Here is a 7,546-nt window from a genome sequence, read left to right as displayed (position 1 = left end):
CTCATCGCGTCCATGGCGCTCGTGGCCTACCTGACCCGCAGCCGCGTCGACGCCACCCCCGTGCGGGCCTTCTGAGAGGAGCTCACAGATGCGACTGCTGCTGGTCGAGGACGAGGTCGGCCTCGCCGAGACCGTCCGCGACGGGCTCGCCCCCGAAGGATTCACCACCGACCTCATGTTCAACGGGGTCGACGGGCTGTGGGCGGCCACCGAGACACCGCACGGCGCCTACGACGCCGTCGTGCTCGACATCATGCTGCCCGGCCTCAGCGGCTACGAGGTGTGCCGCCGGATGCGCCAGCAGGAGGTGTGGACGCCGATCCTCATGCTCACCGCGAAGGACGGCGACTACGACCAGGCCGACGCGCTCGACCTCGGCGCCGACGACTACCTCACGAAGCCGTTCTCGTTCGTGGTGCTCGTCGCCCGGCTGCGGGCGCTGATCCGCCGCGGCGCCCCGGAGCGCCCCGTCGTGCTCGCCGCCGGCGACCTGCACCTCGACCCGGCCCGCCGGCGGGTGACCCGCGGCGGCGACGAGATCGCGGTCACCCCCCGCGAGTTCGCGCTGCTGGAGTTCATGATGCGAAACGCCGGCACGGTCGTGACGAAGACCGCCGTCATCGAGAACGTGTGGGACGCCCACTTCGACGGCGACCCCAACATCGTCGAGGTGTACGTCGGCTACCTGCGCAAGAAGATCGACCACCCGTACGGCCGCTCCGCGATCCGGACCGTCCGCGGTGTCGGCTACCGGCTGGACCCTGACGGTGGCTGACCGCCGCGCCGCGGCCGCAGTACCCGCACTGCTGTTCGTGGTACTCACCGGGCTCGTCGCCGCCCGGTTCGGGCCGCTGGTGCGCCTCGACGCAGCGGTCAGCGGCCTCGCCCGCCGCTTCACCCCGGCCCATCCGGCCTGGCGCGGGACGATGTCGGCGATCACCCACACCGGCGACACCCCCGTCCTGCTATCGCTCGCCGCCCTGGCGCTGATCGTGCTGCTGCTGCGCCAGGACCTCACCGGCGTCGCCTTCCTGCTCCTGACCGTCACCTCCGCGAGCGCCGTGCGGATCGGCGTGATGCTGCTCATCCACCGGCCCAGACCGGTCGACCGGCTCACCGCCACGAGCGGCTTTTCGTATCCGTCCGGGCACACGACATCCTCGGCCATTGCCGCCGGCATCGTCATCGTCATCGGCTGGACGTTGCTGACCAGCCGGCGCTCCCGTATCGCGCTGGCCGTCGTCGCCGGCACCTGGGCGGCGCTCGTCGGCGTCAGCCGGGTGGCGCTGCTCGCGCACTGGCCCAGCGACGTCGTCGGCGGCTGGCTGCTGGCCTGCGCCGCCACCGCCGCTGCCGCACACGCAGTGTGGGGGTCGAGGGTGCGGGCAACCGTTGCCCCACCCGGCTGACGCCGGCCTGCGCGGAGCTGGACGCACCGTGATCCGGGCGGCGATTCGGGTACGCGCAGGATGTGTCGAGGAGCCAGCCGACGTTCGTGGTGGCGCTCGTGCTCGTGCTGGCCGTCCTGGGCGCCACGCTGGCCGGGGCCGTGCTCACCGTCGGGCGCGGCCCCGTCGGCTGCCCGCACCTGCCCACGCCCCACGTGGCCGGGGCCCGGATTCTGGCGGTGACGGCGGTCGGCCGGGCGGATGCGCCGACGCGCTGCGACATCACGGTCGTGCTGACCCACCCACCGCTCGGTGACCGGGTCCGCATCGAGCTCCGGCTGCCGAGGACGGCCTGGAACGGGCGTTTCCAGGCCGTCGGCGGTGGGGGCTTCACCGCCGGATCGTTCGGGCACACCCTCGCCGACGCCGTTCGACGCGGCTACGCGGCGGCGTCCACCGACGCCGGGCTGGCCACTCCCCGGACCGGCCACCCCGCCTGGGCACTGCGCCGCAACCGGACCGTCGACGCCGGGCGCCTGACGAATTTCGCATACCGTTCGGTGCACGACATGAGCCGCGTCGGGGAGCAGGTCGTCACCGCGTTCTACGGCCGCCCACCCGCGTACTCATACTTCACCGGCTGCTCGACCGGCGGCCGGCAGGGCCTGGCCGAGGCCCAGCGGTACCCGGGCGATTTCGACGGCATCATCGCCGCCGCGCCCGCCATCTACTGGAACCGCCTGACGATCGCACAGCTCTGGCCCCAGGTCGTCATGAACGAGGCGGGGGTGTACCCGACGGCGTGTGAGCTCGAGGCCTTCAACCGTGCCGCGGTCGCCGCGTGCGACCGCGACGACGGGCGCGTCGACGGTGTCATCGACCGCCCCGAGACCTGCCGGTTCGATCCCGGCCGGCTCGTCGGCACGGCCGTGCATTGCCAGGGCACGACGAACCACATCAGCCGGAGCGTCGCCGACGTCGTCCGCCGGATCTGGCAGGGCCCTACCACCCGGACCGGGCGCCAGCTCTGGTACGGCCTGCTGCCGGGTGCCTCCTTCGGCTGGCTCGCCGGCACGGCCAAGCCCCTCTTCGGGCCGCGGCACGGGGCACCGTTTCCGGTCGCGGCCGACTGGGTCCGATACTTCCTGCGGCGCCAGCCCGGTTTCGACCCCGCCACCATCCGGTACCCCGAGTTCGAGCGACTCTTCACCGAGTCGCTGGCCGGCTACAGCGCCGTCATCGGCTCCGACGACCCCGACCTGTCCGCGTTCCGGGCCGCCGGCGGCAAGATGATCACCTGGCACGGCCTGGCCGACCAGGCGGTCTTTCCACAGGGCACGATCGAGTACCGCCAACAGGTGGAGGCCGTCATGGGCGGCGCGCGCGCAACCGACGACTTCTACCGCGTCTTCCTCGCCCCCGGCGTCGCCCACTGCGCGGGCGGGGCCGGGCCCGTTCCCACCGACCCGCTCGCAGCGCTCGTCGACTGGGTCGAGCACGGCCGGGCCCCCGACACGCTGCCCGCCGCGACCACCGATGCCCGCCGCCCGCCGGTCGCCCACAACCTCTGCCGCTATCCGCGAACGGCACAGGCCTGCTGAACGACATCTCAATCGCCACGGAGCAAGGACAGCGCCGGTCTGCGGGTCGCGAAGACCAGGGCCGTCACCGTTCCAGCCGCGGCCAGGACGATCGCCAGGACGACGGCGGCCAGGTATCCCCAGGGACGCGCCAGCCGGTCAGGTGGCGGGTCGAACGCGCCGCTGAGGATCAGCACGAGGAGCCGGGCCATACCGGCACCGAGGCCGACGCCGAACAGCAGCGCCGGGAGCGTGACGACACACGCCTCGGCGGCGACGAACCCGGCGAGGTGGCGCGGCCTGGCGCGCAGCACGCCGAGGATCGTGAACGTGCGGCGCCGCTCGGCGAGATCCACGGCGAGGACCAGCCCGGCCGCCGCAACGGCGAGGGCCAGCGCGAACCCGAGCTCGATGCGGGTCAGGCCGGCCAGGTCGACGCCGGCAAGGCTGGACCCGACGGTGGCCCGGGCCGCGGTGATGTCGGTGATCGCCGGCCCGGCACCGATGCGTTGCCGTAGTGCCGCCGCGACCGCCGCCGGGTCGGCGCCGCCGGTGTCGACCAGGTGCGTGCCCGGCCCGACGCCCGCCTGGCCGGCGACGTAGCTTTCGTTGGCGACGAGGAAGCTGTCGGTCGGCGCCGTCGGGAACTCGTTGACGACGCCCAGGAAGCGGAACGTGACCGGGACGGGCGTGCCGGAGCGGGCGTCGGTGATGCGCAGCGTCAGCTTGTCGCCGGGCCGCAGCTGGAAGTCGACGACCGTCTCGGCCGAGACCAGCACACCGTCGGGCTGCTGTGCGAGCTGACGCATCAGCCCGTCCGCCGTACCGCCGGTGAACCAGGCGTCGGCGAGGTGTGCGCCGGCGGTCACGGTGCCCGGCCGCACGGCGTAGAGGTCCTGCAGGTCGGCGCCGACGTAGGCGAACCGGTGCCCGATGGTCTCGACGTGCCGCACGCCGGGTGTCGCGGCGATGGTGCCGGCGACGTCGCCGTCCGGTGCGCCCGGCGGCATGGCGACGGTGACGTCGGCGCCGTTGGTGAGCCTCGCGTCGACCTCCGCCTGCTGCCGGTAGGTGGCCGTGAACACGGCTGTGGAGACCGCGAACGCGACCGCGCAGGCGATGAGCGTGGCGGCGGTCGCGATCGGCTGCCGGCGGCGGTGCAGGGTGGCGGCGACCGTACCGGCGAGCGGCCCGGCCAGCGGCCGCAGCAGCGCCGTGAGGACCGGCCTGCCGAGCCGCAGCGCGCCGGCCACGACCCGCCAGACGAGCAGGGCGGCGCCCAACCACAGCAGGGCCGGGCCGGCGAACGCCCAGTAGTCCACCGCGATGCGGGGCGCCCCCTCGGGCGCGACCACCAGCTGGTAGCCGCGGGCGGTGGTGGTCCGTAGCAGCAGCACCGCGGCGGCCAGCGCGACGATGTCCAGCCCGAGCCGCAGCGCAAGCGGCAGCCGGGTGCCTGGCAGGTCGCTGCCGGCGCGGGCGTCGGTGACGCTGCCGGTGCGCAGCGACCGCCAGGCGGGCAGCAGGACCGCACCGGCGGCGACCACCAGGCCTGCCGTCCCGGCCGCCGCGAGCCAGGCCGGCCCGCCCGACCCGCCGAACACCGCGGCGCCGAGCGCTGCCGCGGCCCCGACGCCGGCGAGGGCACCGGCGACGCCACTGAACGCGGACTCCGTCGCGATGATGGCCAGCACCTGCCGGGTGCTGGCGCCGCGCGTGCGCAGCAGCGCCTGCTCGCGGCGGCGCCGTGGGGCGGCGACGGCGACGACCGTCGCGGTCAGCAGCCCGGCGAGCGCGACCCCGGGCGTGGCCAGGAACAGGAACAGGGCGGTGGCGTAGGCCGCGTCGGAGCGGGCCGCGTCGAGGGCCGCGCCGAGATTGTCGGTGGTGTGGCCGGCACCGGCCAGCTGCGCATCGAGATGGTGGGCGGCGCCGGTGCTGGTGGTGTACGCGCGGTCCGGTGCCGCCGGCAGCTGCCGCCGGGTCCGCACGTGCAGCTGCGTGCTGACGAGGTCCGGCCGGGTGGCCCGCACCGGGTCGAGCAGCTCGGCGAACACCCGATCGGGCAGGAGCAGGACGTTGTCGGGTGGTGCGGTGGCGCCGGGCCGGCCGGTCGCGAGGAGTGTGTCGGCGTGCGGGAGGTCGACGATCCCGGCGACGGTGACCTGGGCGGCGGGAAGGCCGGGACGTTCGACGGTGAGCACGGTGCCGGGGACGGCCCGCAGGTTGGCGGCGGTCTGCTGGGCCAGCAGGGCACCGTCGCCGGTGCCGGCCAGGTCGCGGATCTGCCGGGGGAACATCGTGCGGTACCCGGGCGGCAGTCCGAGCACGACCGCGGCGCCGGTGGTGCTGACGGTGCCGCCGGCGCGGCTGGACAGCGCGGGCAGATCGGCGTACCGGACCGGCACGGCGGCGGCGACACCGGGTTCCGCGCGGGTCGTGGCGAGCGCGGCGGCCGGGTCGGCACCGGCGTCGAGACGCACCTGCCAGTCCACGTCGACCGGTGCGGTGGCACGTCGGGTCATCGACGCCTTGGCGTTGCCGAGGAACGCGCCGACGGTGGCGAGCAGGGCGACCGCCGTGGCGATGCCGGCGGCAGTGGCGGCGATCCGGATCCATCGGCGACGCAGTACGCCGGCGAGCCAGGTCAGCATGCCGGCTCCGGTCCCGTCGCGTCCGGCTGCGCCCGGACGGTGCCGTCCACCATCTGCCAGCGGGTGGCGAACCGGTCGGCGACGGCCGGGTCATGGGTGGCCAGTACGAGCGCGGCATCGATGCGTTCGGCGGTGGCGAGCAGCACGTCGACGAGGTGGGCGGCGCCTGACGAGTCCAGGGCTGCGGTCGGTTCGTCGGCGACGATGAGGTCCGGCCCGGGCGCGACCGCCCGGGCGACCGCAACCCGCTGGGCCTGGCCGCCGGACAGTTCGTGCGGCAGGCGCGTGGTGAGCTCGGCGAGACCGAGCCGGCGCAGTGCTTCGGCTGCGGCGTGCCGGGCGGCGTCGGCGGGGCGGTTGGCCAGCAGCAGCGGCAGGGCCACGTTCTCGCCCACGTCGAGGGTGGGGATGAGCGCCGGGCGCTGCAGGACGATGCCGATCCGGCCCGGGCGTAGCCGCTCGCCGATGGTGGGCCATCTGGCGGTACCGCTGGTGGGTTCGTCGATGCCGGCGACGAGGTGCAGGAGGGTCGACTTGCCGGACCCGGACACGCCGGTGATGGCGATGCGGGCGGCGGCCGGCACCACGCAGGTGACGTCACGCACTGCGGTGGTCGGGCCGAACGTGCGCACAAGGTGCTCGCCGGTGAAGACGTCGGCCGTGGTGGCCACTCAGCCCTCCCCGGTCTCGAGGACGCGCCCGTCGTGCAGGTGCACCACCCGGTGGGCGGCGCGGGCGACGGCCCGGCTGTGGCTCGCGACGAGCACGGCGGTTCCGGCGGCGGCCCGCGCCGCGAGCAGCCCGAGGATGGCGCGCTCCGTCAGCTCGTCGAGCTCGCCGGTCGGTTCGTCGGCGACGAGGACGGCCGGGTCGTTCGCCAGTGCGACGGCGAGCCCGGCCCGGGCGACCTGACCGCCCGACAGTTCGCGGGGCAGCGCGCCGCCGCGCCCGTCCAGTCCCACCGCCGCCAGGCGCGTGTCCACGTCGTCGCCGCCGCGCTGGAGCCGGGCGACCCGGCGCACGAAGCGGATGTTCTGCGCCACCGTCAGGTGTTCGAGGAGGTTGCCGGCCTGGTACAGCACGCCGACGTGCCGGGCCCGCAGCCGGGCCCGGGCGGGCTCCGGCCGGCGGGTGATGCGCCGCCCGGCGATCCACACGTTGCCGCCGTCGGGTTCGTCGAGGCCGGCGATGCAGGCCAGCAGGGTCGACTTGCCCGAGCCGGACGGGCCGGTGAGGGCGAGCCACTCCCCCGCGGCCAGCCGCAGGGACACCCCGCGCAGCGCGAGGACCTCGTCGTCGCCGCTGTGGAAGAACCGGAAGAGTCGCTCCGCGCGGATCGCCGGGGCGCTCACCCAAGCCACCGGACGGACTCGGTGACGGTACGCCAGGGGTCGGCGTTGTCGGCGCCGTGCGGGCCGGCCAGGGTGACCGTGAGCATGTCCGCCGGTGCGTGCCAGTACTCGTAGCGTTCGACGTCGTCGTTGACGACCTTGCCGGTGACCGGATCGGCGTCGGCGTCGGCGCGGTACCTGATCAGCAGCACCGGGCCGGCCGGGCGCTGTTCCACCGTCACCGGCCCGGCCGAGAAGCCGGCGTTGTCGCGCAACGAGGCGAGCTCGGCCTGGCCGGCGGCGACGTCCGGTGCGGTCCCGCGCGCGCCGAGGCCGACCGTGATGGTGTTGAGCTTGTCGGTGAACGTCGCGGTGTCGCCGGTCTCGCTGCGGGACCAGCCCTCCGGGACCTTGATCGAGTACTTGGCGCCGGCCGGCCGGTATTCGACGAACGCCTGGTTGTCGGGGATGTCGCCGGCGCCACCCGCGTCCGGCGCGGCGCCGCGGCCGCATCCGGTGAGCGCCAGCACGGCGACGACGGCCAGTGCGGCGGGAGCTGCGAGCCTGCCGATGGTTCTCATGGCCCGGCACCG

The 7,546-nt window shown here is 74.9% G+C and carries 7 protein-coding genes; 3 read left to right on the top strand and 4 right to left on the bottom strand.

Annotated features, from left to right (window positions below):
• Positions 1–88 precede the first annotated feature (88 nt).
• The 3 genes from ABZS66_RS23675 (at position 89) to ABZS66_RS23665 (ending at position 2,989) form a co-directional block, all read left to right on the top strand.
• Positions 89–775 carry a response regulator transcription factor gene (locus ABZS66_RS23675; RefSeq protein WP_354761021.1) on the top strand — a complete coding sequence of 229 codons (687 nt, stop codon included), beginning with the start codon at positions 89–91 and terminating at the stop codon, positions 773–775.
• Positions 768–1,409, top strand: a complete 642-nt coding sequence (locus ABZS66_RS23670) for a phosphatase PAP2 family protein (RefSeq protein ID WP_354761019.1) — start codon at positions 768–770, stop codon at positions 1,407–1,409. Before ABZS66_RS23675 ends, ABZS66_RS23670 begins: the two co-directional genes overlap by 8 nt.
• A gap of 62 nt (positions 1,410–1,471) precedes the next feature.
• Positions 1,472–2,989, top strand: coding sequence for a tannase/feruloyl esterase family alpha/beta hydrolase (locus tag ABZS66_RS23665; protein WP_354761017.1), 1,518 nt, complete (start codon positions 1,472–1,474; stop codon positions 2,987–2,989).
• A gap of 8 nt (positions 2,990–2,997) precedes the next feature.
• On the opposite strand, the gene ABZS66_RS23660 is transcribed toward ABZS66_RS23665, so the two are convergent.
• The 4 genes from ABZS66_RS23660 to ABZS66_RS23645 are packed head-to-tail and all read right to left on the bottom strand — an operon-like array spanning position 2,998 to position 7,534.
• Complete coding sequence (locus ABZS66_RS23660) at positions 2,998–5,622, bottom strand: ABC transporter permease (protein ID WP_354761015.1); 2,625 nt, start codon at positions 5,620–5,622, stop codon at positions 2,998–3,000.
• Positions 5,616–6,293 (bottom strand): ABC transporter ATP-binding protein, encoded by a 678-nt coding sequence (locus ABZS66_RS23655; protein WP_354761013.1) that lies wholly within the window; start codon positions 6,291–6,293, stop codon positions 5,616–5,618. The genes ABZS66_RS23660 and ABZS66_RS23655 overlap by 7 nt, the downstream gene beginning before the upstream one ends.
• Complete coding sequence (locus ABZS66_RS23650; protein WP_354761011.1) at positions 6,294–6,974, bottom strand: ATP-binding cassette domain-containing protein; 681 nt, start codon at positions 6,972–6,974, stop codon at positions 6,294–6,296.
• A complete protein-coding gene (locus ABZS66_RS23645; protein WP_354761009.1) occupies positions 6,971–7,534 on the bottom strand; it encodes a hypothetical protein in 564 nt (187 codons plus the stop codon). Before ABZS66_RS23645 ends, ABZS66_RS23650 begins: the two co-directional genes overlap by 4 nt.
• Between the last annotated feature and the right edge of the window lie 12 nt (positions 7,535–7,546).

The sequence above is a fragment of the Dactylosporangium sp. NPDC005572 genome (assembly GCF_040605515.1).
In the GTDB taxonomy this organism is placed as follows: domain Bacteria; phylum Actinomycetota; class Actinomycetes; order Mycobacteriales; family Micromonosporaceae; genus Dactylosporangium.
The sequence above is the reverse complement of the archived record's forward strand: the minus strand, read 5'-3'. Positions and strand labels throughout refer to the sequence as shown.

Bases quoted from the DNA above. Each gene is read 5' to 3' on its own strand.
- ABZS66_RS23675 (WP_354761021.1), top strand. From the start codon at position 89: ATGCGACTGCTGCTGGTCGAGGACGAGGTCGGCCTCGCCGAGACCGTC.
- ABZS66_RS23645 (WP_354761009.1), bottom strand. From the start codon at position 7,534: ATGAGAACCATCGGCAGGCTCGCAGCTCCCGCCGCACTGGCCGTCGTC.
- ABZS66_RS23660 (WP_354761015.1), bottom strand. From the start codon at position 5,622: ATGCTGACCTGGCTCGCCGGCGTACTGCGTCGCCGATGGATCCGGATC.